The 26,634-nt window shown below is 72.1% G+C and carries 25 protein-coding genes; 6 read left to right on the forward strand and 19 right to left on the reverse strand.

The annotated features are described in order from the left end of the window. Window positions 1-12: 12 nt before the first annotated feature. Window positions 13-2,367 (reverse strand): glycosyltransferase family protein, encoded by a 2,355-nt coding sequence (locus ACQSSQ_RS13735; RefSeq protein ID WP_431327635.1) that lies wholly within the window; start codon window positions 2,365-2,367, stop codon window positions 13-15. Between the two features lie 117 nt (window positions 2,368-2,484). Between ACQSSQ_RS13735 and ACQSSQ_RS13740 the strand changes: the two genes are divergently transcribed. After that, entirely contained in the window at window positions 2,485-4,293 is a 1,809-nt protein-coding gene (locus tag ACQSSQ_RS13740) for a glycosyltransferase (protein ID WP_431327636.1), read from the forward strand. Between the two features lie 29 nt (window positions 4,294-4,322). Here ACQSSQ_RS13740 and ACQSSQ_RS13745 read toward each other — a convergent pair whose 3' ends face one another. Further along, window positions 4,323-5,165, reverse strand: coding sequence for a TylF/MycF/NovP-related O-methyltransferase (locus ACQSSQ_RS13745; RefSeq protein ID WP_431327637.1), 843 nt, complete (start codon window positions 5,163-5,165; stop codon window positions 4,323-4,325). Window positions 5,166-5,216: 51 nt separating this feature from the next. On the opposite strand from ACQSSQ_RS13745, the gene ACQSSQ_RS13750 reads away from it, so the two are divergent. Beyond that, window positions 5,217-6,134, forward strand: coding sequence for an SAM-dependent methyltransferase (locus ACQSSQ_RS13750; RefSeq protein WP_431327638.1), 918 nt, complete (start codon window positions 5,217-5,219; stop codon window positions 6,132-6,134). Here the strand turns inward: ACQSSQ_RS13750 and ACQSSQ_RS13755 are convergent. After that, complete coding sequence (locus ACQSSQ_RS13755; RefSeq protein WP_431327639.1) at window positions 6,118-6,957, reverse strand: class I SAM-dependent methyltransferase; 840 nt, start codon at window positions 6,955-6,957, stop codon at window positions 6,118-6,120. The two genes, ACQSSQ_RS13750 and ACQSSQ_RS13755, sit on opposite strands and share 17 nt — an antisense overlap. A gap of 28 nt (window positions 6,958-6,985) precedes the next feature. Next, window positions 6,986-8,620, reverse strand: a complete 1,635-nt coding sequence (locus ACQSSQ_RS13760) for a long-chain fatty acid--CoA ligase (RefSeq protein WP_431327640.1) — start codon at window positions 8,618-8,620, stop codon at window positions 6,986-6,988. 269 nt (window positions 8,621-8,889) lie between these two features. Here ACQSSQ_RS13760 and ACQSSQ_RS13765 point away from each other — a divergent pair, with 269 nt between their 5' ends. Then, window positions 8,890-10,245: a M14 family zinc carboxypeptidase gene (locus ACQSSQ_RS13765; RefSeq protein WP_431327641.1), complete on the forward strand. Its 1,356-nt coding sequence runs from the start codon at window positions 8,890-8,892 to the stop codon at window positions 10,243-10,245. A 93-nt stretch (window positions 10,246-10,338) separates the two neighbouring features. Here the strand turns inward: ACQSSQ_RS13765 and ACQSSQ_RS13770 are convergent, their stop codons facing one another. Then, entirely contained in the window at window positions 10,339-11,790 is a 1,452-nt protein-coding gene (locus ACQSSQ_RS13770; RefSeq protein ID WP_431327642.1) for an Ig-like domain-containing protein, read from the reverse strand. A gap of 115 nt (window positions 11,791-11,905) precedes the next feature. On the opposite strand from ACQSSQ_RS13770, the gene ACQSSQ_RS13775 reads away from it, so the two are divergent. Next, entirely contained in the window at window positions 11,906-13,117 is a 1,212-nt protein-coding gene (locus ACQSSQ_RS13775; RefSeq protein WP_431327643.1) for an NADH-quinone oxidoreductase subunit D, read from the forward strand. Between the two features lie 121 nt (window positions 13,118-13,238). Further along, window positions 13,239-14,024, forward strand: coding sequence for a metallophosphoesterase (locus ACQSSQ_RS13780; RefSeq protein WP_431327644.1), 786 nt, complete (start codon window positions 13,239-13,241; stop codon window positions 14,022-14,024). 15 nt (window positions 14,025-14,039) lie between these two features. On the opposite strand, the gene ACQSSQ_RS13785 is transcribed toward ACQSSQ_RS13780, so the two are convergent. From ACQSSQ_RS13785 to ACQSSQ_RS13795, 3 genes are read right to left on the reverse strand one after another with little or no spacing between them, the layout of a single operon-like run. Then, window positions 14,040-15,017, reverse strand: a complete 978-nt coding sequence (locus ACQSSQ_RS13785; RefSeq protein ID WP_431327645.1) for an ABC transporter substrate-binding protein — start codon at window positions 15,015-15,017, stop codon at window positions 14,040-14,042. Window positions 15,018-15,031: 14 nt separating this feature from the next. Then, window positions 15,032-15,796: an ABC transporter permease gene (locus ACQSSQ_RS13790; protein WP_431327646.1), complete on the reverse strand. Its 765-nt coding sequence runs from the start codon at window positions 15,794-15,796 to the stop codon at window positions 15,032-15,034. Further along, the gene (locus ACQSSQ_RS13795; protein ID WP_431327647.1) at window positions 15,793-16,539 is read right to left on the reverse strand and encodes an ABC transporter permease; all 747 of its coding nucleotides are present in this window, start codon (window positions 16,537-16,539) and stop codon (window positions 15,793-15,795) included. The genes ACQSSQ_RS13790 and ACQSSQ_RS13795 overlap by 4 nt, the downstream gene beginning before the upstream one ends. Window positions 16,540-16,542: 3 nt before the next feature. On the opposite strand from ACQSSQ_RS13795, the gene ACQSSQ_RS13800 reads away from it, so the two are divergent. Further along, window positions 16,543-17,676, forward strand: a complete 1,134-nt coding sequence (locus ACQSSQ_RS13800) for a betaine/proline/choline family ABC transporter ATP-binding protein (protein ID WP_431327648.1) — start codon at window positions 16,543-16,545, stop codon at window positions 17,674-17,676. Between the two features lies 1 nt (window position 17,677). On the opposite strand, the gene ACQSSQ_RS13805 is transcribed toward ACQSSQ_RS13800, so the two are convergent. The 11 genes from ACQSSQ_RS13805 to ACQSSQ_RS13855 form a co-directional block, all read right to left on the reverse strand. Then, on the reverse strand, window positions 17,678-18,292 hold the full coding sequence (locus ACQSSQ_RS13805) for a hypothetical protein (RefSeq protein WP_431327649.1): 615 nt from the start codon (window positions 18,290-18,292) through the stop codon (window positions 17,678-17,680). Window positions 18,293-18,357: 65 nt separating this feature from the next. Then, complete coding sequence (locus tag ACQSSQ_RS13810) at window positions 18,358-18,840, reverse strand: DUF3180 family protein (RefSeq protein WP_431327650.1); 483 nt, start codon at window positions 18,838-18,840, stop codon at window positions 18,358-18,360. 5 nt (window positions 18,841-18,845) lie between these two features. After that, window positions 18,846-19,409: a 2-amino-4-hydroxy-6-hydroxymethyldihydropteridine diphosphokinase gene (folK, locus tag ACQSSQ_RS13815; protein WP_431327651.1), complete on the reverse strand. Its 564-nt coding sequence runs from the start codon at window positions 19,407-19,409 to the stop codon at window positions 18,846-18,848. Further along, window positions 19,406-19,783 (reverse strand): dihydroneopterin aldolase, encoded by a 378-nt coding sequence (gene folB, locus ACQSSQ_RS13820; RefSeq protein WP_431327652.1) that lies wholly within the window; start codon window positions 19,781-19,783, stop codon window positions 19,406-19,408. Before folB ends, folK begins: the two co-directional genes overlap by 4 nt. Continuing rightward, window positions 19,780-20,181: a nuclear transport factor 2 family protein gene (locus tag ACQSSQ_RS13825; protein WP_431327653.1), complete on the reverse strand. Its 402-nt coding sequence runs from the start codon at window positions 20,179-20,181 to the stop codon at window positions 19,780-19,782. Before ACQSSQ_RS13825 ends, folB begins: the two co-directional genes overlap by 4 nt. After that, window positions 20,174-21,028, reverse strand: a complete 855-nt coding sequence (gene folP / locus ACQSSQ_RS13830) for a dihydropteroate synthase (RefSeq protein ID WP_431327654.1) — start codon at window positions 21,026-21,028, stop codon at window positions 20,174-20,176. Before folP ends, ACQSSQ_RS13825 begins: the two co-directional genes overlap by 8 nt. After that, window positions 21,028-21,633, reverse strand: coding sequence for a GTP cyclohydrolase I FolE (gene folE / locus ACQSSQ_RS13835; protein WP_431327655.1), 606 nt, complete (start codon window positions 21,631-21,633; stop codon window positions 21,028-21,030). The genes folP and folE overlap by 1 nt, the downstream gene beginning before the upstream one ends. 1 nt (window position 21,634) lies before the next feature. Next, the gene (gene ftsH, locus ACQSSQ_RS13840) at window positions 21,635-23,677 is read right to left on the reverse strand and encodes an ATP-dependent zinc metalloprotease FtsH (protein WP_431327656.1); all 2,043 of its coding nucleotides are present in this window, start codon (window positions 23,675-23,677) and stop codon (window positions 21,635-21,637) included. Between the two features lie 188 nt (window positions 23,678-23,865). Further along, window positions 23,866-24,426, reverse strand: coding sequence for a hypoxanthine phosphoribosyltransferase (gene hpt, locus ACQSSQ_RS13845; RefSeq protein WP_431327657.1), 561 nt, complete (start codon window positions 24,424-24,426; stop codon window positions 23,866-23,868). 23 nt (window positions 24,427-24,449) lie between these two features. Continuing rightward, a complete protein-coding gene (tilS, locus tag ACQSSQ_RS13850) occupies window positions 24,450-25,454 on the reverse strand; it encodes a tRNA lysidine(34) synthetase TilS (RefSeq protein ID WP_431327658.1) in 1,005 nt (334 codons plus the stop codon). Window positions 25,455-25,464: 10 nt separating this feature from the next. Beyond that, window positions 25,465-26,550, reverse strand: a complete 1,086-nt coding sequence (locus ACQSSQ_RS13855) for a zinc-dependent metalloprotease (RefSeq protein WP_431327659.1) — start codon at window positions 26,548-26,550, stop codon at window positions 25,465-25,467. Between the last annotated feature and the right edge of the window lie 84 nt (window positions 26,551-26,634).

The raw sequence follows: 26,634 nt of genomic DNA on the forward strand, positions 1-26,634 counted from the left end.
CGGCGGCCGCGCTCACCCGCCGTAGGTGAGCGCGGCTCCCTCGGCCGGACGGAGGCGCGTGTCCACGGCCCACTCCGCCGGGACGACGCCGCGGTCCAGCCCGGCGTACAGGTGGAGCGTCTCCCGCAGCCCGAGCCCGAAGGCCGCCGCCTGCTCCAGCGCGGTCGCTGCGAACCCGGTCTCCCGCATCGCGTGGACGTCCAGGACGAGGACGTCGACCTCGAACGCGTCGAAGTCGAACGCGTGGGCCTGGAACGCGACGCGGCGCAGCTCGGTCGACCGCTGCCTGTCGGACCGCAGGCGCAGCGCCGCACCCTCGATGACCCCGAAGCCGCTGGTGCGGCCCTTCTTCATCGCGGTGGGCGCGGCGAAGAGGTGCCCGACGAGCTCGAGCCCGAGGAGCGTGGCCGGATCCTGGCGGACGACGGCTCCCGGCGGGAGCAGCACGGCACGGTCGACGTCCGGGAGCAGCTCGCCGAGCGCCAGCACGTCCTGCACGGCCGTCCCGTCGGTCGTGACGGCCCGCAGCGCGAGCGTCGCCGACGTCAGCGGGCGGAGCGGCCCGAGGTCGACCTCTCCCGCCCCGGCACCCAGCAGCGTCACCCGGAGCGGGTGCTCGGCGTGCTGCGTAAGGGACGTCAGGAGGGCGCGCACCTGCTCGGTCGCGGCCGCCCCGGTGCCCGCCGCGACCGGCACCACGAGGTCCCCGACGTGCGCCCCCTCGTCCCCCGCGCCGGACTGCAAACCCTCGGCCGGGTCGACGCCGACGACCGAGGGGATCGCCGCGATGCCGCCGACCTCGCTCGGCGCGAGGCGCCGACGCTCCGCCTCCAGCACCCGCTCCGTCGTGAGCGTCCGCCACAACGCGTAGACCTCGGCGGGCTTGGCACCCGACAGGATCGCGGTCGTCATCTGCTCCAGGAGGTCGAGGATGCCCGTGCGGATCGCCTCGAACCCCGCGTCGTCGATCCCGGCCAGCCCCTCGAACCGGGGGTCGGACGGGTTCGAGGGGACGAAGTCGACGTCGAGACCGAGGGAGCGCGCGGGCAGGTACGCGTGCAGCCGCGTGGTCACGAGCGACTGGTGCGTCTCCCGGTAGGTGTCGAGGAGGGTCACCGCGTCCCGCAGGTTGTGCACGAACGACCGGGTCCGGATCGCGTCGTTGCTGTGCTTGTAGACCACGGCACGCTTCGGGACGTCGTCGGCCGGCACGTCGACGTACGCCGGGGGCGACTTCGGCCCGGGCCGCGTCCCCAGGTCCGGGAAGACGGTGCTGACGGTCGTCGTCAGGCACCCTGAGAAGAAGGCCGGCACCCCCATCGAGAGCAGGATGTCGACCGTCGTCCAGTCGCGGCAGCCGATCGGACCGTGCCGACGCAGGTACTCGGCGGCCTCCGGCGTCAGGAGGTCGCGCTTGTTGCAGTGGAACGACACGAACAGCGGCAGCAGGTTGGTGTGGAACGGGAAGCCGTAGCGCACGTCGAACAGCGCGTGCATGTACCACCCGAACGCCAGCGTCCACGTGTTCGGCGGGATCTCGGCGTACGACGAGGCGTCGCGGTCGGCGGTGACGAGCTCCACACGGGTCGTCCCGCCCTCCACGCGCAGCCGCTGCGGCACGCGGTCCTGCAGCTCCGTGAGCGCCTCGGCGAGCTCCTTGTCGCCTCCGAAGGTGACCCCGGAGTGGCGCACCAGGTGACCGAGCGAGGCGACGCTCTGGACGTGGTCGCCGATGTTGGCGGAGGCGCGGCGACGGCCCGGGTGGCCGTACGCCAGGACGGCGAAGGACACGGCACCGTCGGGGACGGCGGGCGCGCTGGGCGAGGTCGGCTCGCGGTCGATCCACCTCCGCATCCAGTCGCGGGCGTCGCGCACGCGCTGCCCGACGACCTCGCGCGACGAGACCTCCTCGTCGAGCCGGGCGAACAGCGCACGCGCGAGGTCGCTCTCGCCGAGGCCGAAGACCGGCCCGAGCGCCTCGTACCAGCTGCGCGGCCGCAGGTGCACCTCCGGGTCCTCGGCGAGGACGCGCAGCTCCTCGAGGACGCGCGGCCGGTCGTGCGTCAGCCCGGACCGGACGTACGCCGCCATCGCGTGCCGCGCCCACACCAGCCGCGGCAGCCCCTGGAAGCGGTCCCACGCCAGATCGGCGAGACCCGCCTCGTACGCCTCGACCGCGCTCGCGGCGCGCAGCCGCTCGGGCGAGGGCGGCGCCTGCGGCGCAGCGGCATCGGGTGCCGGGGACGGGGCGGGCGGCGGCGACGGGGCGGGCTTCGCCGGCCGCGAACCCCCGCTGCGGCGGCCCAGGGCAGCGCGCAAGGGGTCGGTCAGGCGGCGGAGCGACGAGCGCCGCGGCGTGCTGGACATCAGTTCTCCTCGGGTAGGGCCTGGAGAAGCGTAGATGACGCCTCTTCGACGACGCGCGAGAAACGGTCGACGTGATCCGATCCCCGTCATCTCGGTCCGCGCGGGCTACCATGACGCGTGGCTCGAGACGCGGAGGCGCAGGCCGGCCCGCCGAGTTCCGCGCTCCCCGCCGGGACCTATCTCTCCGTCGCCCGCGGCATCCGGCTGGGCAAGGGCGGACGCACCGCCGCCCTGCTGATGCGGGCGCGCATCCTCGGTGAGCTCGGGGGCCGGCGATCTCTGGTGGCGACGTACGACGCCTATCCGGACTACGACGAGGTCCGTGACGCGCTGGTGGCACGCGGGGTGCTCGAGACGCCGTCGCGTCTCGTGAACCTCTTCGAGGACTACCGCTCCCGCTCACCGGAGGCGCTGGGGGCGGGGACCGCGCCGCTGCCCCTCCTCGCCGGCACGCGGGCGCGTGCGAACGACCGCGCCGACGGGACGCCCGGCACCTGGAGCCACGTCGACGAGGACGGCGCCGTCGTCGCGGTCGACCACCGCCGGCCCGACGGCTCGGTCTTCCTGCGAGAGGCCGTCGACCATGACAGGGCCGAGTTCAGCCTGGTCGACCACGCCGGGCGCGTCGTCCGGAGCTGGCGGCGACGGCCGGGGATGGTCCGCTCGTGGCTGCGCGGGCTGGCCCCGTCCGGGCCGGTCTTCGCCGTCACGGACAGCCGCTTCACGGTCCGGATGCTCCTGGGGCTGCGCTCGCGGCGCTTCCACGTCCTCGAGGTGGTGCACAACCCCCACACCGTGCCCGACTACCGGTGGGACCGGCCGGTCCAGCCGACGTTCCGCGGCGTGCTCGACCGTCTCGCCGAGCTGGACGGCCTGGTGCTGCTCACCGAGCGGCAACGTCATGACGTGGCCCTTCGCTTCGGCGCGACCACCAACCTGCTCACCGTGCCCAACCCGGTCTGGCCGGTCGCCGACGACGGTCGGGGCGGCGAGCGGGACCGGGCGCGCTTCGTCGTGCTCGGACGGCTCGAGGCGCAGAAGCGCGTCACCCACGCGCTCGACGCGCTGGCCGTCGCGCGCCGCTCGGACAGCACGGTGACGCTGGACGTGTACGGCGAGGGCAGCCGCCGCTCGATGCTCGAGGAGCACGCCCGCACGATCGGCGTCGACCACTGCGTCACCTTCCACGGTCACGACCCAGGCGCTCGCGAGCGCCTGCGGACCGCGACCGCGCTGCTGGTGACGAGCAGCCACGAGGGATACCCGCTCGCCACGCTGGAGGCGATGAGCCGCGGTTGCCCGGTGATCGGGTACGACGTCCGGTACGGGATGCGGGAGCAGGTCTCCGACGGCGAGAACGGCTTCCTCCTCGCGGAGGGCGACGTCGAGGGTCTCGCCGACCGGATGCTGACCCTCGCGGGCGACCCCGCGCTCCTCGAGCGGATGAGCGGCGCGGCCCGGCGTCGTGCGGCGGACCACGCTCCGGAGCGCGTGCTCGGGGACTGGGCGGCCGCCTTCACCCGCGTCCGCGACCAGGCCGCGTCCCGGACGGTGATCACCGACTCCGCCCTCACCCGGGCCGAGCTCGCCGTACGACGGTCGCTGCTGCGTGGGCGCGAGGACCTCCGGCTCGACGCGACGGTCCGAGTCGCCGGGACCGGCCCGCGCCCCGGGCCACGGACGGTCGACGCGTCGCTGGACGTGGTCGACGACGCCACCGGCGAGGTCCTCAGCACGCCGGTGGAGGTGTCGGCGACCCGCGACGGCGTGCGCGTCCGAGGAGCAGTGCCGGTGGCGGCGCTGCGCGAGGCGTTCGGCGAGCAGGTCGTCCGGGCACGGCTCGTCGTGGTCTGGCAGAACTCGGCGCAGCTGTTCGACCTCGCGTCCGCGCGGGTCGCCGACCTGCGGGCGCCCGGGTCGCTCTGATCCGCTCTGATCCGCTCGGGCGTGGCCGGTCAGGTCTCCTCGCGGACCAGGTGCAGCTTCGCGCGCTCCTCGCGCCGCCAGCCCGGGCGGCCCGCGAAGTACTCGTCGACGGCCTTCCGGCAGCCGGACCAGGCGTAGTAGTCGTCGAGCACGATCCGCCCTCCTGGCACCACCAACGGCGCCAGGCGCTCCAGGCACGTCATCGTCGACTCGTACCAGTCGCCGTCGAGGTGGGCGACGACGACCGGCTCGTCGAGGTCGATCGTGTCGGAGAACAGACCCTTGACGAGCGCCACGGACGACGTCTCGACCGGCACGCCGTGGCGCGCGAAGGAGTCGCGCACCTCGTCGTACAGGTCGTCGCGGTAGCCGTAGTACGTCGATCCCCCGACCCCGGTGGCCCCGCCGGCGGTGATCTTCTCGTACCGCCGGTGGACGTCGCTGCCGTCCTGGTCCGATGGCGGCGGGATCATGCCGAACACGTCGTAGACGAACATCGGCCGGCCCGGGTCCTTCGCCGCCGCCATCACGATGGCCGATCCCCCGCGCGCCGTGCCCGCCTCGACCACGGCACCCTCCAGCCCGGAGCGCTCTGCCTCGAGCACGGCCAGCGCCAGGGTCCGCAGGTACGTGGGGCTGAGGTAGCTGAGGTCCTCCCGCCGCACGCCGGCGACGACCTTCTCGACCTCGTCGGGAACGAGGAGCCCGTCTCGGGCGGCGTCGAGCTGGGCACGTACCTCGACGAGCTCACGCTCGGTCCGCCGCAGCCTGCGCCGCGTCCGCTTGAGCCGGGTCCGGAGCTCCTCCACGGTCTCGCCGTCGGCGGAGGCGGACGAACGACCGCGCCACCGGGAGGGTCTGAGTCGATTCATGCGCACAGCACATCGAACACCATGCGGAGCCCTCCCTGCTAGCGTCGCGGCGTGATCGCGTGGCGGGAGGCCTGGACGGAGGCGCTGTACGGGCGGGACGGCTTCTACCGCCGCGAGCACCCTGCCGACCACTTCCGGACCTCGGTCCACGCCTCCGACGCCTTCGCGCGAGCGGTCCTCGCGTACGCCCGCCGGACCGGCCTGCGCGCCGTCGTCGACGTCGGTGCCGGGCGCGGCGAGCTCCTGCGGGCGCTGGCGACGGCCGCGCCCGGCGAGCTGGAGCTCCACGGCGTCGACGTCCGTGCGCGTCCGGACGACCTCCCGGCCGAGATCGGGTGGAGCGCCGAGGTCCCCGACGGCATCGACGGGCTGCTGATCGCCAACGAGCTGCTCGACGACATCCCGTGCGACGTGGTCGAGCGCGCCGAGGACGGCGATCTCCGGCACGTGCGGGTCGACCCGGCGAGCGGCGCGGAGGGGCTCGGACCGCCCGTACGCGATCCCGCGACGCTGGCGTGGCTCGCCCGGTGGTGGCCGTGCAGCGTGCCCGGGGAGCGCGCCGAGGTCGGGCTGCCGCGTGACACGTGGTGGCGCGACGCGGTGGCTCACGTGACGCGAGGCGCGGCGATCGCGATCGACTACGGCCACCGCGCCGGCGACCGGCCGCCCTTCGGCAGCCTGCGGGCCTACCGCGACGGCGCGGAGGTCGACGTGGTCCCCGACGGTTCGTGCGACGTCACCGCGCACGTCGCCGTGGACGCGGTGGCGGACGCCGTGGGCGGCACGGTGCTGCGTCAGCGCGAGGCGCTGCGCGACCTGGGCGTGGACGGCACCCGCCCACCGCTCGCGCTCGCGTCCTCCGACCCGCGGGCGTACCTCGCCGCGCTCGCGGCGGCCTCCGAGGCGGCCGAGCTGACCGCGTCCGGAGGGCTCGGCGACTTCTGGTGGGTCGTCAGCGAGATCGGCTGATCCGGCGCCGCGCCTGCCTCCAGGCGCGGCGCACCCGACGTCGGGTCGCCCAGTAGGCGTCGTGGACCGGCCCCGGGACGATCGCGCTGATCCGCCCGCGCAGGTCGTGGGGCTGCGACACCTGCTGCTCCCGAGCCCGGGCGGCGTGCTCGGCCGGGTCCCAGCTCGCCAGACCGGTCTTCTTGTTGCGCGGGGGCTCCACGGGTCCGCGCTCGAAGACGATGATGCTGTCGTAGAAGTGCATCGACCGCGTCGTCCGTGTGAAGTCGTCCACCTCGAAGCCGGGCTCGCGACTGTGGAAGGCGTTCAGCTGGTCCGTGAGGTTCTTCGCGTACTCCATGAACGTGTCCGGCCCCCCACGTCTCCCCTCGTGGCTCGGCCAGTAGCTGGTGTGGAGGTCCTCGATCAGGAACACCCCGTCCGGCGCCATCAACGGGTAGAGCTCCTCGAACGTGGCGATCTGCTGCGCCGGGAAGTGGCCGCCGTCCTCGATCAGGACGTCGACGGTCCCGGTGATCGCGGCGACCTCGGCGAGGAAGCCGCGATCGGCCTGGTCGCCGATCAGGATGGTGGTCTGCTCGTCCTCCCACGCTCGGCAGCGCGGATCGATGTCCACCCCGAAGAACCTGGCCTGCGGCCCGAAGTAGTCCTGCCACATCTGCAGGGAGCCGCCGTACTGGACGCCGAACTCCAGCACCGTGACCGGCCGGCCGCGGAACCGCTGGAAGTGGCGGTCGTAGACGTCGAAGTAGTGCGGCCACTTGTGGATCTGCCGACCCGTGTTGCGCCGGAAGTACTCCTCCAGCGGGTTGCGTCCCGGCATCGGACCCCTCCTCTTCTCGTCGCTGCGCTCAGCGGCGCACGTCCAGCTCGCCCTCGGCGTACGCCTTGCGCAGCACCTTCTTGTCGAACTTCCCGACCGAGGTCCGCGGCACCGCCTCCACGAACGTCCACGCGTCGGGGAGCTGCCACTTCGCGAAGGAGCCCGCGAGGTGGTCGCGCAGCTCCTCCGGGGTGACCGTGGCACCGGCGCGGACCACGACCGTGGCGAGCGGGCGCTCCTGCCACTTCTCGTCGGGGATGCCGACCACGGCCGCCTCGATCACGTCCGGGTGCGCCATGAGCGCGTTCTCGAGCTCGACGGAGGAGATCCACTCGCCGCCGGACTTGATCACGTCCTTCGCGCGGTCGGTCAGGGTGATGTAGCCGCGGGGGTCGATCGTGCCGACGTCACCCGTGCGCAGCCAGCCGTCGCGGAACTTCTCCGGGTCGTCGTCGCGGTAGTAGGCGCCGGTGATCCAGGGCCCCCGCACCTCGACCTCGCCCACCGCCTCGCCGTCGTGCGGCAGCTCCTCGCCCGCGCCTCCGACGAGCCGGGCCTCGACGCCGCCGAGCAGACGCCCCTGACCCGCCCGGTAGCGCCACGCCTCCTCCTCGCCGACCCCGACCGGCGGCTTGCCGGAGGTGGCCACGGGCGAGGTCTCGGTCATCCCCCAGGCTTGCTGGATCCGGACCCCGTGCCGGTCCCACAGCGCCCGCTGGAGCGACTCCGGGACCGCGGACCCGCCGCACAGGACGGTGCGCAGGGAGGTCAGGTCGGCCGGGTGCTCGTCGATCCACCCGAGCACGTCGTTGAAGATCGTCGGCACGCCGCCGGCGACGGTGGGACGGGTCGCCTCGATCAGCGCGACGAGCGGCTCCGCCTGCAGCCAGCGGTCCGGCATGACCAGCGAGGCGCCGACGAGCACCGCGGCGTACGGCAGGCCCCACGCGTTGGCGTGGAACATCGGGACGATCGGCAGGACGCGGTCTTCTGGGCCGAGGCCGGCGTTGTCGCCCATCGCGACCGACATCGAGTGCAGGTAGGCCGAGCGGTGGCTGTAGACCACGCCTTTGGGGTTGCCGGTGGTGCCGCTGGTGTAGCACATCGCGGCGGCGTCGCGCTCGTCCACCTCGGCCCACGGGAAGTCGTCGTCGGACGCGTCGGCGAGCGCGTCGTCGTACCGCAGGACCGTCTTGCCGGCCGCCTCCAGCGGACCGAGATCGGTGTCGCCCGCCTCCGGCCCTGCCACGAGGACGTGCGTGACCGTCTCCATCTGCGGCAGCATCGCGGCGAACGGGGTGACCAGGGAGGCGTCGACGATCACCACCCGGTCCTCGGCGTGGTTGACGACGTAGACGACCTGCTCGGGGAACAGCCGGATGTTGATGGTGTGCAGGACGGCGCCCATCGACGGGATCGCGAGGTACGCCTCGAGGTGCTCGGCGTTGTTCCACATGAACGTGCCGACGCGCTCGTCGCCGGTCACGCCGAGGCCCCGCAGCACGTGCGCCAGCCGAGCCGCTCGACGGCCCACCTCGCCGTACGTCCGGGTGCGCGTCCCGTCCGCCGTGGCGGTGACGACGGTCGCGTCGGCGTACGCGGTGGTGCCGTACTGCATCAGCCTGCCGAGGCTGAGCGGGACGTCCTGCATGGTGCTGCGCATTCGGAACCTCCGACGGATGTGCCCTGGGCCACACAGTGTGCCGGAGCGACGCAGACTCGACCAGCCTCGATCTCATCGGAGGGCAAGGCGCGGCTTATACCACTCGGACTTCGGCTCTGTCTGGGAATTGCATGAGTTCAGGTTGCATGAAACTCCTCGAGCCGGGAATGTGACGGAAACCTCATGTGTGCTGCCGTGGGGGCCCGGGATCGCTCGGGGCGGCGGCCACCGGCGAAAGGAACACCTTGCGCTCGACACGCTTCACACCCATGTCCAAGGTCCTCGCGTTGGCGGCCGGTGCCGCGCTCGCGGGGTCCGTCCTCGTCGCGAGCGGGACGTCGGCCGGCGCCGGCCAGCGCGACGACGCCCTCGAGAAGGCGTTGGCCGCAGCGGCCGACGACGCGCCGGCCGCGCTCCAGACGCCGTTCGAGAAGAACGGTGGTGCGACCTGGACGACCCATCCGCAGTCCCTCACGTTCTACCGTCAGCTCGACCAGGCCAGCGAGCGCGTCGCGGTCAGCAACGTCGGTCGTACGACGCAGGGGCGACCGCTGCAGCTCGTCTCGATCGGCTCACCGGCACCGAAGTCGCAGGCCGAGGCGGCCGACGGCTCGGTCGCGATGTTCGTCTGCTCGGTGCACGGCAACGAGCCGTCCGGCCGTGAGGCGTGCATGAAGCTGGCACGCGACCTCGCGACCAGCACCGACGCCACGGTGACGCGCTTCCTCGCGCGCACCACGGTGATCCTCATCAACGCCAACCCCGACGGCTGGGTCGCCAACACCCGCGGCAACGCCGACGGCGTCGACGTCAACCGCGACTACCTCGAGCTCGCCACGCCCGAGGGCCGCGCCGTCACGAAGGTGATCCGCGACTGGAACCCCGACGTCCTCAACGACCTCCACGAGTACGGTCCGAGCCAGTACTACCGGACCGACCTTCTGCACCTCTGGCCCCGCAACCGCAACGCGGACGACCAGATCCACGCCCTCAGCCAGGAGATGAGCGAGGAGTACTCGGCCGCGCAGGCGCGCAGCGAGGGCTTCACCGCCGGGATCTACGGCCAGTACGTGAAGAACGGTGAGCCGTTCCTGCAGGTGGCGGGCGACGAGCAGGTTCGGATCCTGCGCAACTACGCCGGTCTCGTCAACGTCGTGGGGATGCTCAGCGAGACGGCCACCCGTCCGCTCAACGACGAGGAGGCGGCCGACGTCCGCGTCCTCAACAACCGCCGCGTCGACACCAACTACGCGAGCGCGCTCGGCTCGACGCAGATGGTCGCCGAGAACCGGGAGACGCTGGCTCGCGAGACGGCGGCGGCCGCCGAGCGCCAGACCGAGCTCGGCGCCTCCCAGGGCGGTGTCGTCTACTTCGCGGGGCAGGACGACATGCTGCCGACCAGCTCCGACGAGGTGGAGCCCGAGCCGATGTGCGGCTACCAGATCAGCGAGGCGACCTTCCAGTCGCTCCGCCAGACGCTGCGGCTTCACGACCTGACGGCGACCCGCAACGCCGCCGGTCGGGTCGTCAGCCTGGCTCAGCCGAACCGGGCTCTCGTGCCGCTGATCTTCGACGAGCGGCACGAGTACCGCATCGCCGAGGGCACGCCGCTCGAGACCTGCTGAGCAAGCGCGCCGTACACGACGAAGACTCGCAGCTGCGACCGTTCTCGGGTCGCAGCTGCGAGTCTTCTCGCGTTCTTGCGCAGGTGTGCGGCGTCAGCGGACGCGCAGCACCACGCGGGTGGACGATCCGCCGAAGGCCGACGATCCGCCGTAGGTGATCCGCAGCGTGTGCTTGCCGCGCTTCTTCAGGCGCGGCAGCTTCACGGTCACTGTGCCGCGCTTGGACACGGTCAGCGTCGCCTTGCCGACGCGCTTCTTGCCGTCGAAGACGGTGACGGTGCCGGTGGGCCGGATCGTCGTCCCGCGGCCGGCGACGGTGACGGTGACCTTCGCGCGCTGCGCGCGGGTCACCTTCTTCTTCGCCAGGCGGGCCTTGGTGACGGTGCCTGCCTTGACGATCCGGAGGTTCGCCCGTGCGGAGGCGGTCGTCGGCGTGTAGTCCGCCTTGTACGACGCGGTCACCGCGTGGGTGCCGACGGCGATGCCGGCCGGGACGGTGACCGCGGCCGCACCGCGGGACAGGCGGACGGTGCCGAGCGTGCGCGAGCCCGCACGGAAGGTGACGGTGCCCGACGCATACGTCCCGCTGCGGGCGACTGACGCGGCGACTCGCGCGGTCCGGCCGTACGTCGTGCTCGTCGGGCTCACCGCGATCCGGGTGGTGGCGGGCGCGGGCTTCTCCGCCAGCGTGACCCGCCACGTCAGCCTGCCCACACTTGCTCCCGTGGTCACTGCGAGGACGCGAGCGCCTGCTGCCGTGGCCACGAGATCGACGGAGCTCATGAAGCTGTACGGATCGCCGGCGCCGTAGATCACGGGCGCCGTCGCGAGTACGACACCGCGCTCGGTGCGCACGGGCTGACCGGGGTGACGGTAGGTCGCGTTCGCCCGCAGTGAGCCGCCGTCGCCAGCGCGGACCCACTGCAGATCCGACAGCGTGACGTCGCGCTTCGCGCTGGCCAGACGCGCCACACCGCCGCCCTGGACGTGTCCGACGCCCTTGGCGAAGTCGGTGATCGGGAAGCGGACCTTGGTCGCGTCTGCAGGGTCCAGGGAGGCACCGGACGACAACGACACGGCCCCGCCCTCGCCGAACACCGTCGCACGCAGCGGGTCGACTCCCCACACGAAGGTCGAACCCGGCGCGGCGTAGTGGAGCGGCGCGTAGACCGTGAGCGTCGTGGTCGTCGTCGCCGTGTAGGTGCCGGACGCGCTGACGAACGTCGCCGTGACCGGGTAGCTGCCCTGCGGGAGCCGGACGGGCCACGTGACGTTGTACTGGTGCGGGTAGGCGGCATCCTGCTGCGTCGTGACGGTGCGCCCGGCAATGGTCACCGTGACGTCGCCGTCCTCTTCAGGGCCGTCGACCCAGGTCTGCACGTACCACTGGTCGTCCGCGCTCACCCGCGGGTCGACCTCCGAGAAGTGCAGGACGGTGTCGGCAGCCAGGGCGGACGGTGCGGCGGCAAGGACGCCGACGGCCAGCAGGGCCGCGACGAGCACGGCGACCAGGCGCCGTGAAGCGTTGTGTGCAAGGGTCAGCACGATCTCTCCCGATAGATGTAGGGTGCGTCCCCCCGAACGCCCGGCCATTGTGTCATGCGTTGGGTCAGCACCTTCCGGCCTCGCCTCCGGCGCGTGCGCCGCTAGGCTGATCGCCATGTCGAGCGACGACACCACCCCGCCCCGCACGCTCACCGTCGGCGTGGGCGCGGGCTCGGCCGGCTTCGGCCACGAGCGCGGCGGCGGCGTCGACATCGACACCACCGACATGGTCCTCAACGTCGGTCCGCAGCACCCGGCGACGCACGGTGTCCTCCGGCTGCGCCTCACGCTCGACGGCGAGCGCATCGTCCACTGCGAGCCGATCGTCGGCTACATGCACCGCGGCGTCGAGAAGCTCTTCGAGGTCCGCGACTACCGCCAGATCATCGTGCTCGCGAACCGCCACGACTGGCTCTCGGCGTTCTCGTCCGAGGTCGGGGTCGTGCTCGGCGTGGAGCGGATGCTCGGGCTCGAGGTGCCCGAGCGCGCGACCTGGGCCCGTACGCTCCTCTCCGAGCTCAACCGGGTGCTCAACCACCTCATGTTCCTCGGCTCGTACCCGCTGGAGATCGGCGCCATCACGCCGATCTTCTACGCCTTCCGCGAGCGGGAGACGATCCAGGAGGTGATGGAGGAGGTCTCCGGCGGCCGCATGCACTACATGTTCAACCGCGTGGGCGGCCTCAAGGAGGACCTCCCGGCGGGCTGGCTCGACCGGGTGGCCGCCGCGACGGCCGCGGTGCGCAGCCGCCTCGGGCAGATCGAGGACATGCTGCTCGACAACGAGATCTTCATCGCGCGAACCCGGGGGGTCGGCGTGCTGTCCCCAGCGCTCGCCCAGGCGTACGGCGTCTCCGGACCGATCGCCCGGGCGTCGGGACTCGACTTCGACCTGCGACGCGACGAGCCCTACCTCGCGTACGGCGAGCTGGCGGCGGACAAGACCCTGCGGGTGGTCACGCGGCAGGAGGGCGACAGCTATGCACGGTTCGCCTGCCTGATCGAGCAGGTGCGGGTGTCGCTCGACCTCGCCGACGCCTGCCTCGCCCGGATGCGGGACCTGCCGCAGGGACCGGTGAACGTGAAGCTGCCCAAGATCCTGAAGGTCCCGGAGGGCTCGACGTACACGTGGACCGAGAACCCGCTGGGGATCAACGGCTACTACCTGGTCTCGCGCGGCGACAAGACCCCGTGGCGCCTCAAGCTGCGGTCGGCCTCGTTCAACAACATCGCGGTCCTGCCGGAGGTGGTCCGGGGATGCGTGGTCGCCGACCTGATCGCGATCCTCGGGTCGATGTTCTTCGTCGTCGGGGACATCGACAAGTGAGGGCAGGGGTCGACGACGTCGCCCCCGGCGGGACCTGACCAGCTCACCGTCGGCGGCGTGGCGGAGGCGGGCCGCGACGCTTCAACAAGCCCATCCCGCCCGTTGGCTCTAGGGTCGGGGCGTGGGCGACGTGTGGGCGGTGAGCGACATCCACGGGCATCGCGACGTCCTCGTCCAGGCCCTGCAGACGGCCGGCCTCCTCGACGAGAACGAGCACTGGTCGGGCGGGGACGCGCACCTGTGGTTCCTCGGCGACTACGTCGACCGGGGCCCCGACGGCATCGGGGTGATCGACCTCGCCCGCCGTCTCGAGCAGGAGGCGGCAGGCGCAGGCGGGACCGCGACGGCCCTGCTGGGCAACCACGAGATCCTCATGCTCGGGATGCACCGCTACGGACCGATGCCGGTGCCGAGCGACGGGCGCTACAGCTTCGAGGCGAACTGGGTCGGCAACGGCGGCGTCGTGAGCGACATCGAGCGCCTCGACGAGGAGCGCCTCGACTGGCTGACGACGCGGCCGGCGCTCGGCTTCGCCGCCGACCACCTGCTGCTGCACTCCGACACCACGGCATACCTGCTCTGGGGCGACACCGTGGACGAGATCAACGCCGCCGTCCGCGCCGAGCTCCAGATGCCCGATCTCGACACGTGGTGGGAGATGTGGCGGCGGCTGACGTCGCGGTACGCGTTCGCGCGGGAGGACGGGGTCGACACCGCGCGTCAGGTCCTCGAGACCCTCGGTGGGAGCAGGATCGTCCACGGCCACACCATCGGCGCGCTCATCCGAGGCGGCTCCGTGACGCCCGAGGACGAGCCCGTGCTCTACGCGGACGGGCTCGTCCTCGACATCGACGGCGGGATCTATCTCGGTGGGCCGTGCCAGCTGGTGCAGCTCGGCGAGACCTGATCCGCGGGTGACCTGCTAATCGAGCAGGCCCTCGTCCTCCAGGAACTGCTTGGCGACCTCCGCCGGCTTCTCACGGTCGACGTCCACCGCGACGTTCATCTCGGCGAGCTTGTCGGTCGTCAGCTTGGCGGACAGCGCGTTGAGCGCGGTCGCCGCGTCGTCGTTGTCGGCGAGCCACTCGGTGTTGACGGCGGGGATGAGGTTCTGGGCGGGCTGCAGGCCCTTGTCGTCCTCGAGCAGCACGAGGCCGTCGTCGTCGAGGGCGCCGTCGGTCGTGGCGACCTGCACCAGCTGGACCTCGCCGCTCGTCGCCGCGTCCTTGCCCTCGCGGCTGCCGAAGCCGAGCGGGAGGACCTGGGTGATGTCGATCCCGTAGACCTCCTTGAGGCCCTTGGCGCAGTCCTGGCGATCCTTGCAGTCGGGCGCCGCGGCGAGCTTGACCGCGAGACCGCTCGTCCCGAGGTCGGAGAGCGTCGTGAGGGAGTTCTTGTCGGCGAACTCCTTGGTGACGGCGTACGCGTTCTGGTCGGTCGCCTCGGCCGGCTCGAGCAGCGTGACGCCGGCCGCCTCGGCGAGCACGCTCACCTTGTCGAGCGTCTCCTCGACGTTATTGCTGGTGACCGGCGTGGAGCCCGCACCGTTGGCCTGGTCGTTGAGGAAGTCGCCGATGCCCGAGAGGTACTCGGGGACGACCTGCACGTTGTTGTCGCTCAGCTGTGCCATGTAGATGTCACGGGTGTCGACGAGCTTCTGGGTCACGTCGTAGCCCTCGTTGTCGAGCACCTGGGCGTAGAGCTCGGCGAGGATCTGCATCTCGGTGAAGTTCTGGCCGGACAGCGTGACCGACCCCTTGGACTCGCCACCACCGCCCGAGTCGTCGCCGTCGTCGCCGCCGCCGCAGGCAGGCAGCGCCACAAGGGCGACCGCGCAGGCGATCGCGGCAGCCCCGCGCCGCAGGGTCGTCAGGCGGGGCCGCAGTGTCGTGCTGTTCATCGGGCTTCCTTCCGTCACGACCCGGTGGCCGCGCTGTCTGTCGATGGTGCTGTGATCTGCGGTGTCTGGACCAGACCATCATGTCGGCTGCCGGTGACACGGCGCATCGGGTCGACACGCCGTTCGACGAGCGCGGCCAGGCCCTCGAGCACCAGGGCGCCCGCGGCGACGAGGATCGCGCCGCCGATGACGTACTGGTAGGAGCTGTTGCTGAAGCCGTAGGTGATCGTGTTGCCGAGCCCCGGGCCGGCCACGAGCGCGGCGATCGTGGCCGTCGCCCAGAGCTGCACGAGGGCGAGCCGTACGCCGTTGGCGACCAGTCGCGACGCGAGCGGCAGCTCGACACGGCGGAACACCTGCCACTCGCTCATCCCGGTCCCCCGCGCAGCCTCCACGATCTCCGGGTCGACCTCGCGAACCCCGACGTACGCGTTGGTGATCACCGGCGGCAGCCCGAACAGCACGAGCGCGATCAGCGTGGCCAGGCCGGCGCGCCCGTACGGCCCGAAGGTGCCGGTGCCGACCGGGCCCAGCGAGAGCAGGCCGAGCACGGCGAAGACGGGGATCGCACGGCCGACGTTCGACACGTTGATCGCGAAGGTGCCGCCCTTGCCCCGGTGTCCTAGCCACAGCCCCAGCGGGAGGCCGACCACCAGGACGAGCAGCAGCGCCGTCACCGTGAGCAGCACCTGCTCGGTGAGCTGGGTCCACAGCCCGTCCGGACCGGTCCAGCTGTCGGGGTCGAGGAGGAACTCGATCGCGCCACCCAGCTCGTTCATGCCGCCGCCCCCCTCGTCCACGGCGTCACCAGGCGGGTGAAGCCGACGATCAGGAGGTCGAGCACGACGGCGAGCAGCACGCACAGCACGCTCGTCGTCAGCACCTGGGCCTTGAAGCTGTCGTCGATGCCGTTCGCCAGCATGTTGCCGAGCCCGCCATACGCCACGATCGTGCCGAGCGTGACCAGGGCGACGGTCGAGACGGTGGCGACCCGCAGCCCCGCCATCACGACGGGCAGCGCCAGCGGAGCCTCGACCCGCGTCAGGAGCCGCAGCCGACCGTAGCCGAGACCGGTCGCCGCCTCGACGACCTCGTCGGGCACACCGTCCAGGCCCGCGAGCACGTTGCGGACCAGGATCGACAGCGAGTAGAGCGCGAGGCCGATGACCACCGTCGTCGGGCTCAGCCCGGTCGCCTGGGCGAGGATCGAGAACATCGCGAGGGACGGGATCGTGTAGACCAGGGTCGTGCTGCCGAGCAGGAACGAGCGCGCCCGCGGACGGTTGCGCGCCAGCAGCGCCAGGGCGACCGCCAGCACCAGCCCCAGCACCACCGAGGCCACGGTCAGCAGGATGTGCTGCACCGTGGCGTCCCAGAGCTCGGGGGCGTAGCGGCTCACGTACTCCGGGCACACCCACGCGTTGACCGAGCGGGAGTAGCACGGGGCGTCCGCCGCGCTGACCGAGCCGAGATCGGCCGCGCCGAGGGCCGCGTACGAGGTCGTACCGGCGGCTAGGCTCACGACATGCAACCTACCGAGGACGCGATGATCGTGCTGGAGGGTGTCGGCAAGCGGTACGCCGACGGGTCCGTCGCCGTGCGCGACCTCTCCCTCACCGTCCCGCGAGGAGCCCTGGTGGCCCTGGTCGGGCCGTCGGGATGCGGCAAGTCGACCACGCTCAAGATGGTCAACCGGCTGATCGAGCCGACCTCGGGCCGCATCCTGCTCGACGGCGACGACGTGATGAAGGCCGACCCGGTGGTCCTGAGGCGGGGCATCGGCTACGTGATCCAGCAGGTGGGGCTCTTCCCGCACCAGACGATCCGCGAGAACGTCGCGACCGTCCCGACGCTGCTGCACTGGGACCGCAAGAGAGCACGGTCGCGCGCCGACGAGCTGCTCGAGCTCGTCGGGCTCGAGCCCGCGACGTACGCGACCCGCTACCCGCACCAGCTGTCCGGAGGCCAGCGTCAGCGCGTCGGCGTGGCGCGCGCTCTCGCGGCGGACCCCCCGGTGCTCCTGATGGACGAGCCGTTCGGTGCGGTGGACCCGATCGTCCGCGAGCGCCTCCAGGACGAGTTCCTGCGCCTGCAGCACGAGCTCGGCAAGACGGTCCTCTTCGTCACCCACGACATCGACGAGGCGGTGCGCCTGGGCGACCGGGTGGCCGTCCTCGCCAACGGCGGCGACCTGCGCCAGTACGACTCCCCCGCCGCGGTCCTCGGCTCCCCCGCTGACGACTTCGTCGCCGAGTTCGTCGGCGCGGACCGAGGGCTGCGCCGGCTCGCGGTCACACCGATCGAGGTCGAGGACCTCGAGGAGGCTCCCACGGTGCGCGAGGACGCGTCCGTGGAGGACGCGCGCCGGGTCGCCGAGGCGGCCGGGACCTCGTCCGCGATCGTCGTCGACGACGCGGACCGCCTGGTCGGCTGGGCCCCGGCGGAGCACCTCGCGAGCGCGAGCACCCTGCGGGTTCGGCCGATGGAGGCGTCGCTGCACCGCACCGCGACGCTCAAGGACGCCTGGGCCGTGATGCTGCGCTACGACGCGGGCTGGGTGGCGGTGCTCGACGACGACGGCCGCCTGCTCGGCGTGCTCACGCCCGAGTCGCTGCACGCGGCACTGCGCCGGTCGGTGCGGGTGACCGCACCGGCCTGAGTCAGGCCTCCTTGGCCTCTGGCAGCGACTCCTCGTCGGCGTCCTCCGCCTCGGCGGCCGCCTCCTCCGCAGCCTCCTCGGCCGCCTGCGCACGCGCGGCGGCCGTCGCCTCCCAGCTCAGCAGGTCGACGATGGTCGGCACGTCGGCACCGTCCCACAGCGTCATCGTGGAGGGAGCCGGCTCCTCGAGCTCGCCCCGCAGCGCCTCGACCTCGCGCTGCAGCAGCTTGCGCTGCGCGTCGGTCTCCTCGGCGCGGGCCTCGGCGAGACGGAGGGTGCCGTTGAGCTCGGTGATGCGCTTGGTCGTGATCGAGAGCGTCTCGTTGACCGCCTCGACGAACTCCATGTTCTCCCGGGTCCGGTCGACGGTCATGTCGCGGTAGGCCTGGGCCTGCTCGGCACGGTCCTTGTACCACTCGCGGCGGGTCGCCATCACCTCGTCGGCGACGATCCGCGCCGCCGCCGCCCCGACGACCACCGCGGTGATCGCCGCCGCGACCAGCACCCCCTGCGATGCAGCCACCACGGCGATGACGACGAACACAGCAGAAGCCGCCAGCAAGAGGCTGGCGGCGAGGATGCGCGTGGAGCGCTGACGGCGGCGATCATTCGACATGGGCAGAACAGTACGCTACGGCTCCGCCGTCTCCGGAGACCGACACCTGCCGCTTTTCGGCTGCCTCAGGCCTTCGCCGGAGCGTCGTTGTCGTCGTCGTCGTTCGGCACCTCGCAGGCGCGCTCGAGGGCGAGCGCAGCACCCAGCGCGAGCAGGGCGGCGACCGCCGCGGCAGCCGACCTGATGACGCGTTCGCGGGGCAGCGCGAGCTCCATGTCGCCGGCGAACGACAGCGCGAAACCGACGTAGTAGCCGGCGATCAGCGCGGTCACGATCGCCGACGCCTTGGCGAGCGCGAGCAGTCGCAGGGCGCGCGCCGCGTGCATCGTGCGGTGCTCGCGGTGCAGCGACTGGAAGGTCGTCCACGCGAGGAACGTCAGGATGCCAGCGAGGAACAGCATGGTTCCCGCCGCGACCCACGACACGGTCGGGACGAGGGCGTCACGCCACTCGAGGAACGGCCGCACAGCACGCCCGACCGCGAGGCCGACGACCCCGAGGACGGCGAGCTGGACGGCCGACGACCGGCGCAGCGGGCGGCGTGCCATCGACGTCAGAGGAGGATCTCGAGGTCCTCGCGCCGCTTGACCCCGGACGTGTCGAGGCCCTGCGCGAGGTCGACGACGTAACCCTTGCCGGGGATCTCGCCCTCGAGGTCGAGCTCGAGCCACGGGATGAGCACGAACGCCCGCTCGTGCGCCCGCGGGTGCGGGAGCGTCAGACGGTCGTCCTGCGCAACGCGGTTGCCGACGACGATGAGGTCGACGTCGAGCGTGCGGGGCGCGTTCTTCTCGCCGCGCTCACGGCCGAACGCGTCCTCGATCGCGAGGCAGCGGTCGAGCAGCGTGTGCACGGTCAGGGTCGTGTCGATGAGCACAGCCAGGTTGAGGAAGTCGCGCGACCCCTCGGGCGCGCCGACCGGGACCGTCTCGTACACCGACGACACCGACACCACGGTGACCTCCGGCGTGTCCGCGAGCGCGGCGACGGCGCCCTGGACGTTGTTGAGGCGCTCCCCGAGGTTTGACCCGATGGCGATCACGGCCTGCCGGATCGGGCGCATGCCCCCGGTCATCGTGTCCGCGTCGGGCATGTGCGGGTTGGGCGTCTCGGTCACGTACGGCTCCGCTCTATCGTCACGGCGACGTCCGAGAACGTCACCGCTATCGGTGCATCGGGCTTGTGAACCGTGACGCTCGCCCACTGCACCGGCTCGAAGCCGAAGCAGATCCGGAGGATCCGGAGGGCGAGCGTCTCGATCAGGTCCACGGGGTCCGACGCCACGGCGTCCGCGACCCTCTCCGACAACGTACCGTAATGAACCGACGCATCTAAGTCCCCAGTCTCGGCTGCGGGACCCAGGTCCAGGCCGAGGACGACGTCGACGACGAAGCGCTGCCCGCGCTCGCGCTCGTGCGGCAGCACCCCGTGGTAGCCGTACGCCTCGATCCCCGTGACGGTGATCCGGTCCAGGTCGGTCGGCACGCTCATCCCTCCATCAGGGGTCCCGAGTGGTGGGACCACAGCTTCCACCCGACGGCGGTCTCGACCAGCACGTCGGTCGCGACACCGCGTCCTCCGGCGAACACGGTCGGCTCCTCGCCCGCTGCCTCCGACAGGACGTTCTCGGTGCACGACACGATCGCGACGCCGCCGCGCCGGACGACCTCGACGTCGGTGAGGATGAACTGGATGTAGCCGACGTTGGCCATCAGCATCGCGAACGACCGCACGATCGTGGGCGTGCCGAGGATCGGCTCCGACCCGGGGTGGACGCACACGGTGTCGTCGCCGGGCAGCCACAGCGACGTCATGAGGTCCAGGTCGCCGTGCTCGATCGCGTCGTAGAACGCCTGGTGGGTGCGCAGCACGGGGTCGATGTCAGCCACGGCGCCACCGCTCGGCGACGCGGACCGCGTCGGCGTTGTCCGGGACCTCGTGGACGCGGATCCCCCAGGCGCCGGCGGCGGCCGACAGCGCGGTGATCGCGAGCGTGGCGGCCTCCCGCTGCAGCGGGTCGCGCAGGCTGCCGTCGTCGTCGGCGAGCAGCTCGCCGAGGAACCGCTTGCGGCTGGCGGCGACGAGCAGCGGGTAGCCGAGCTCGGCGAAGGCGGCGAGGTGGGCCAGCACGGTCCAGTTCTGGTCGCCGCGCTTGGAGAACCCGATCCCGGGGTCGACGACGACCTGCTCGGGGCGTACGCCGGCGGCGAGCGCGGCGTCGACCGCGTTCTTCAGCTCTGCGACGACGTCCGGCACGAGGTCGGCGTACGTCGTCGCGTCCTCGCGCTGCATCGCGTCGGAGTGCCCGCGCCAGTGCATGACGACGTAGGGCACCCCCGTGCTCGCGGCGACGTCGAGGATGGCGGGGTCGGCGAGCCCGCCGGAGACGTCGTTGATGATGCGGGCACCGGCCGCGACCGCGCGCTCGGCGACCTCGGCGCGCATCGTGTCGACGGAGACGACGACCCCGCGCTCGGACAGCGCGCGGACCACCGGCTCGACCCTCGCCAGCTCGGTGGCGGCGTCGACGCGCTGGGCGCCGGGACGCGTGGACTCGCCGCCGACGTCGATGATGTCGGCGCCGGACTCCACCAGCGTCATGCCGCGTCGGAACGCGTCCTCGGCGTTGAGCCAGCGGCCCCCGTCCGAGAACGAGTCGGGCGTCACGTTGACCACGCCCATCACCTGGCACCGCCCCGCGTCCGGCAGGGAGGGGACCACGCGGCGCTGGAACATCAGCGGCCCGTGATCAGCGACATCGCCTCGGCCCGGGTCGCCGGGTTGCGCAGCTGCCCCCGAACCGCGCTCGTGATCGTCTTCGCGCCGGGCTTGCGCACGCCGCGCATCGTCATGCAGAGGTGCTCGGCCTCGATCTGGACGATCACGCCGGCGGGGTTCAGGGTCTCGGTGAGCGCGTCGGCGATCTGCGTGGTGAGACGCTCCTGCACCTGGGGCCGACGGGCGTAGACGTCGACGAGGCGCGCGAGCTTGGACAGCCCGACGACGCGCCCGTCGGCGGCGGGGATGTAGCCCACGTGCGCCACCCCCGTGAACGGCACGAGGTGGTGCTCGCACATCGACCAGAGCTCGATGTCCTTGACCAGGATCATCTCGTCGTGGTCGACCTCGAAGGTGCGCGAGAGCACCTCCGCGGGATCACGACGCATCCCGGCGAAGATCTCCTTGTACGCCCGGGCGACCCGCGACGGCGTGTCCCGGAGGCCGTCGCGGTCGGGGTCCTCCCCGATCGCGCTCAGCAGCTCACGGACCGCCGCCTCGGCGCGCTCGGTGTCGAACGTCGGCAGCGTCACGGCCGGCGCGGTGCCGTCGAGGTCTGCCACGTCAGAGCGCTCCCGGGTTCGGAGGCTCCGGCGTGCCGCCCGCGGGGTCGGACCCCGGTCCGTGCAGGTCGCCGCCGCCCTGGCCCGGGGCGAGGACGATCGTGCCCTCCTCGGAGTCGCGCTCGGGCTCGTGGCCGTTGATCTCCTTGGGCGAGATCACCGGCGGCAGCGCCGACGGCTTGCGGGTCTCCGACCCGGTCCAGGCCGGACGCGGCGAGCGGCGCTTGAGCGGCTCGAAGATGCGGGCGACCTCGGCCTTGTCGAGCGTCTCGCGCTCGAGCAGCGCGAGCACGAGGTCGTCCAGCACGGCACGGTTCTCGGCGAGGATGTCGAACGCCTCCTGGTGGGCGTAGGAGATGAACTTCGTCACCTCTTCGTCGACGATCGCGGCGAGCTCCTCGGAGTAGTTGCGCGAGTGGCCGATGTCGCGGCCGAGGAACGGCTCGGAGCCGTTCTCGCCCAGGCGCACCGCGCCGATCCGCTCGGTCATGCCGTACTGCGTGACCATCGCGCGGGCGAGGCTGGTCGCCTTCTCGATGTCGTTGGCGGCACCCGTCGTCGGGTTGTGGAACACCAGCTCCTCGGCAGCGCGGCCGCCCAGCATGTAGGCCAGCTTGTCGAGCATCTCGGCGCGCGTCTGCGAGTACTTGTCCTCGTCCGGCAGCACCATCGTGTAGCCGAGGGCCCGGCCGCGCGGGAGGATCGTGATCTTGTGCACCGGGTCGCTGCCGGGCAGGGCCGCGGCGACGAGCGCGTGGCCGCCCTCGTGGTAGGCGGTGATCTTGCGCTCGTGCTCGCTCATCAGGCGCGTGCGCTTCTGCGGGCCCGCGACGACACGGTCGATCGCCTCGTCGAGCGTGCGGTTGTCGATCATGCTGTGCGACGAGCGGGCCGTGAGCAGCGCCGCCTCGTTGAGCACGTTGGCGAGGTCCGCGCCCGAGAAGCCCGGGGTCCGGCGCGCGACCGACTCCAGGTCGACGTCCGCGGCGAGCGGCTTGCCGCGCGAGTGCACCTGCAGGATCTGCAGGCGGCCCTTGAGGTCCGGGGCCTCGACGGCGATCTGGCGGTCGAAGCGGCCGGGGCGCAGCAGCGCCGGGTCGAGCACGTCCGGGCGGTTGGTCGCGGCGATGAGGATCACGCCGCCGCGCACGTCGAAGCCGTCCATCTCGACGAGCAGCTGGTTGAGCGTCTGCTCGCGCTCGTCGTGCCCGCCGCCGAGACCGGCACCACGGTGACGGCCGACCGCGTCGATCTCGTCGATGAAGACGATCGCGGGGGCGTTCTCCTTGGCCTGCTCGAACAGGTCGCGGACCCGGCTCGCGCCGACACCGACGAACATCTCGACGAAGTCGGAGCCCGAGATCGAGTAGAACGGCACGCCGGCCTCGCCGGCCACCGCACGCGCGAGGAGCGTCTTGCCGGTGCCGGGAGGGCCGTACAGGAGGACGCCCTTGGGGATCTTGGCGCCGACGGCCTGGAACTTCTGCGGGTCGGCGAGGAACTCCTTGATCTCGCCGAGCTCCTCCACCGCCTCGTCGGCGCCGGCGACGTCGGCGAAGGTGGTCTGCGGGGTGTCCTTGGCGATCAGCTTGGCCTTGGACTTGGCGAACTGCATGACGCGGCCGCCGCCGCCCTGCATGGAGTTCATCAGGAAGATGAAGAGGAGGAAGATCAGCGCGAACGGCAGCAGGAGCCCGAGCAGGTTGCCGAGGAAGCTCGGCTTGGGGATCTGGACGTCGTACGACTTCATCTCCTTGTCGGCGACGCTCTGGTCGGCGAGCTCACGGAGGTTGTTGCCCTGGTTGCCGAGCCAGTTGGCCCGCACCTTCTTGTCGTCGTCGAGCGTGGCGCGGATCTCGTTCTCGCCCGCGCCGACGAACGTGGCCTCGGAGACCTTGCCCTGCTCGAAGTACCGCACCATCGTGGCGGTCTTGACCTCTTGGTAGCCGTTGTTGGACGACACGAGCTGAAGCAGGGCGAGAACCGCGATGACACTGATGATGATCCAGAGCCACGGGCCCTTGAAGATGCGTTTGACGTCCATGATCCGAGGCCGCGCCTCGCTCCTCCTGCGTAGGAATGCGTACGGGAAACGACGGTACACGCCTCGGCCATCTCGGCCGGGCGAGTCTTGTCCCCTGGTGCTTCAACGTCCGGCACCCGTGCCCATGTTCCCAGAATCGGCGATCTCGTCCGTCCGGCCCCCTGCGGGAGCCCCGGCGACGAGGGCCGTCAGGAGGCGTAGACGTGCGGGGCGAGCGTCGCGATGTCGCGGAGGTTGCGGTAGCGCTCGTCGTAGTCGAGCCCGTAGCCCACGACGAAGGCGTTGGGGATGTCGAAGCCGACGTACTTCACGTCGACCGCCATCTTGAGCGCCTCGGGCTTGCGCAGGAGGGTGCAGATCTCGACCGAGGCCGGCTTGCGCGAGCGGAGGTTGGACGTCAGCCACGAGAGCGTCAGGCCCGAGTCGATGATGTCCTCGACGATCAGCACGTGCCGGTCGGTGAGGTCGGTGTCGAGGTCCTTGAGGATCCGCACGACACCCGAGGACGTGGTGCCCGAGCCGTAGGAGGAGACGGCCATCCAGTCCATCTCGACGTCGCGGTCGAGCGCCCGAGCGAGGTCGGCCATCACCATCACCGCACCCTTGAGGACGCCCACCAGGAGCAGGTCCTCGCCCTCGTAGTCGCGCGTCACCTGGGCGGCGAGCTCACGGAGCCGGGCCTGGATGTCGGCCTCGGGGATGAAGGTCTGGTCCAGCGCGAGGTCGCCCTCGATCTGCGATGCGTCCACGGATCCAGCCTCGCACAGCGATCTCAACCGCGCGTGCTCGCCCTCCGGAACACCAGCGCGCCGTCGGTGCGCGACACGGTGACGCCGCCCGGCAGGGCCGGCCCGCCCTGACCGCGCCACCGGGTGACGAGGCGTTCGACCTCGACGACGTGCGCGGCGGTGAGGTCGCCGGCGGGGCACCCGGCCTCGAGGGCGGCGGCGCGCAGGACGCGGGTCCGCAGCGCGCGGGGAAGCGCGGCCAGCCCGGCGGCGTCGAGCCCCCCGTCCGGCCGTGCCAGCTCCCCACGGGACTGCGCGGCGAGGGTGTCGAGAAGGTCCGCGTCGTCGCGGAGCATCCCGGCCGTCCGCGCGAGCGCCGCCGCGACTCCCGGGCCGAGTGCCTCCTCCAGGACCGGCAGCACGTCACGACGGACGCGCACCCGGGCGTACCGGTCGTCGTCGTTGTGCGGGTCGCTCCACCACGACAGCCCCGAGGCCCGGCAGACCGCCTCGGTGTCGGTGCGCGACAGACCGAGCAACGGCCGCCGCCACAGACCGTCGCGCGGCGCGATGCCGGCGAGCGACCGGGCACCCGACCCGCGGGAGAGCCCGAGGAGGACGGTCTCCGCCTGGTCGTCGCGGGTGTGCGCGAGGAGGACCGCGACGCAGCCGTGCTCCTGTGCGTACGAGGCCAGCGCGGCACGGCGTGCCGACCGCGCCGCAGCCTCGGGCCCGCCGTCGCGGCCGACCTGCACGCGCCGCACGTCCGCCTCGAGGCCGAGGCCCCGCAGCGTCTCCGCCGTGGCCGCGGCGACCTGCGCGGAGCCGTCCTGGAGCCCGTGGTCCACGACGAGGCACCGCACCCCGATCTCGCGGCGCGGTGCGACGAACGCGGTCAGCGCCGCCAGGGCGAGGGAGTCCGCTCCGCCGGACACCCCCAGGACCACCGCGGACCCGGACGACACGTCCTCGAGCGCGTCGGTGACGGCACTCCGGCCGCGGGCGACCGTGGGGTCGAGCGGCTCGGCACCGCCCCCTGAGCCCGACACGGCAGCACCGTCACCCGTGGACGCGGGCGACCCAGAGATCGGGCTTCTCGATCTCCTCCGCCGACGGGAGGTTCTCGGGAGCGGCCCACACCGCGTCGAAGCCCTCGCGCCCGACCTTCCGCTCGACCGTGCGGACGAACGCGGCGCCGTCGCGGTACTGGCGCATCTTGGCGTCGAGGCCGAGGACCTGGCGGATCAGGCGGTCGACGAACCCGCCGCCGGAGCGGCGCTTGTCGAACCGCTTGCGGATCTGCTTCACCGACGGGATCACCGACGGCCCGACGCCGTCCATCACAACGTCGGCGTGGCCCTCGAGCAGCGACATGACGCCGGTGACCTGCGCAACCACCTCGCGCTGCTGGTCGTTCTGGAGCACGTCCATCAGCGAGACCTTCTCGCCCTTCACGAAGCGACCGGCGGCCTTGCTCATCTCGCCGAGCGAGCGCGACACTCCCTCGGGATCCATGTCGGTCGCGTCGACGAGCTGGTCGATCAGGCCCTGGATGTGGGCCCGCATCCACGGGACGGCGGTGAACTGCACCCGGTGGGTCTCCTCGTGCAGGCACACCCAGAGCCGGAAGTCGTGCGGCTCCACGTCCAGCTCCCGCTCGACGTGGACCACGTTCGGCGCCACCAGCAGGAGCCGGCCGCCGACGTCCAGCCCGCCCGGCGCGGCGGCCGGCGCGGAGTGGAACGGGTCGAACTGCCCGAGCACCTTCGTCGAGAGGAAGGCGAGCGCGGCCCCGAGCTCGGCGCCCGTCACGCGCGACCCGACCGAGCGACCGATCCGTCCGGGGGTCTGCCCCCGGTCCGCCGCCGCCTTCGACGCCTTCGCGAGCATCGGGGCGAGGACGACCTCGAACGACGCCAGGTTGGCCGCGATCCACCCGCGCCGGTCGACGACGAGGACCGGCGCGGAGGCGGAGGACGCGGCGAGGCCGGTGAACTCGCGCACGGGGCCCTCGGACAGCGCAGCACCCTCGCGCAGCTCGGCGACGACCTCGGCCGCCTCCGCACTGTCGACCTCAGGACCCGGGCGGGTCATGCGTACGGCCGTGGCGAGCGCGAAGTCCCAGTCGATCAAGCTCTCCGTCATGCCGCCGAGCCTACGCGGCGCTCCACGCCGGTGACGGAGTCGCGTTTGCGAGCCTGCCGAGCGGGTAACCCGGGAAGTGACCTG

This window comes from Mumia spirodelae (assembly GCF_050632745.1).
Taxonomy (GTDB): Bacteria; Actinomycetota; Actinomycetes; order Propionibacteriales; family Nocardioidaceae; genus Mumia.

Excerpts from the sequence above, each read along its gene's own strand:
- ACQSSQ_RS13735 (WP_431327635.1), bottom strand. The coding sequence starts at position 2,367 with ATGTCCAGCACGCCGCGGCGCTCGTCGCTCCGCCGCCTGACCGACCCC.
- ACQSSQ_RS13745 (WP_431327637.1), bottom strand. The coding sequence starts at position 5,165 with ATGAATCGACTCAGACCCTCCCGGTGGCGCGGTCGTTCGTCCGCCTCC.
- ACQSSQ_RS13755 (WP_431327639.1), bottom strand. The coding sequence starts at position 6,957 with ATGCCGGGACGCAACCCGCTGGAGGAGTACTTCCGGCGCAACACGGGT.
- ACQSSQ_RS13760 (WP_431327640.1), bottom strand. The coding sequence starts at position 8,620 with ATGCGCAGCACCATGCAGGACGTCCCGCTCAGCCTCGGCAGGCTGATG.
- ACQSSQ_RS13765 (WP_431327641.1), top strand. The coding sequence starts at position 8,890 with ATGTCCAAGGTCCTCGCGTTGGCGGCCGGTGCCGCGCTCGCGGGGTCC.
- ACQSSQ_RS13775 (WP_431327643.1), top strand. The coding sequence starts at position 11,906 with ATGTCGAGCGACGACACCACCCCGCCCCGCACGCTCACCGTCGGCGTG.
- ACQSSQ_RS13785 (WP_431327645.1), bottom strand. The coding sequence starts at position 15,017 with ATGAACAGCACGACACTGCGGCCCCGCCTGACGACCCTGCGGCGCGGG.
- ACQSSQ_RS13790 (WP_431327646.1), bottom strand. The coding sequence starts at position 15,796 with ATGAACGAGCTGGGTGGCGCGATCGAGTTCCTCCTCGACCCCGACAGC.
- ACQSSQ_RS13800 (WP_431327648.1), top strand. The coding sequence starts at position 16,543 with ATGCAACCTACCGAGGACGCGATGATCGTGCTGGAGGGTGTCGGCAAG.
- ACQSSQ_RS13805 (WP_431327649.1), bottom strand. The coding sequence starts at position 18,292 with ATGTCGAATGATCGCCGCCGTCAGCGCTCCACGCGCATCCTCGCCGCC.
- ACQSSQ_RS13810 (WP_431327650.1), bottom strand. The coding sequence starts at position 18,840 with ATGGCACGCCGCCCGCTGCGCCGGTCGTCGGCCGTCCAGCTCGCCGTC.
- folB (WP_431327652.1), bottom strand. The coding sequence starts at position 19,783 with ATGAGCGTGCCGACCGACCTGGACCGGATCACCGTCACGGGGATCGAG.
- folP (WP_431327654.1), bottom strand. The coding sequence starts at position 21,028 with ATGTTCCAGCGCCGCGTGGTCCCCTCCCTGCCGGACGCGGGGCGGTGC.
- ftsH (WP_431327656.1), bottom strand. The coding sequence starts at position 23,677 with ATGGACGTCAAACGCATCTTCAAGGGCCCGTGGCTCTGGATCATCATC.
- ACQSSQ_RS13855 (WP_431327659.1), bottom strand. The coding sequence starts at position 26,550 with ATGACGGAGAGCTTGATCGACTGGGACTTCGCGCTCGCCACGGCCGTA.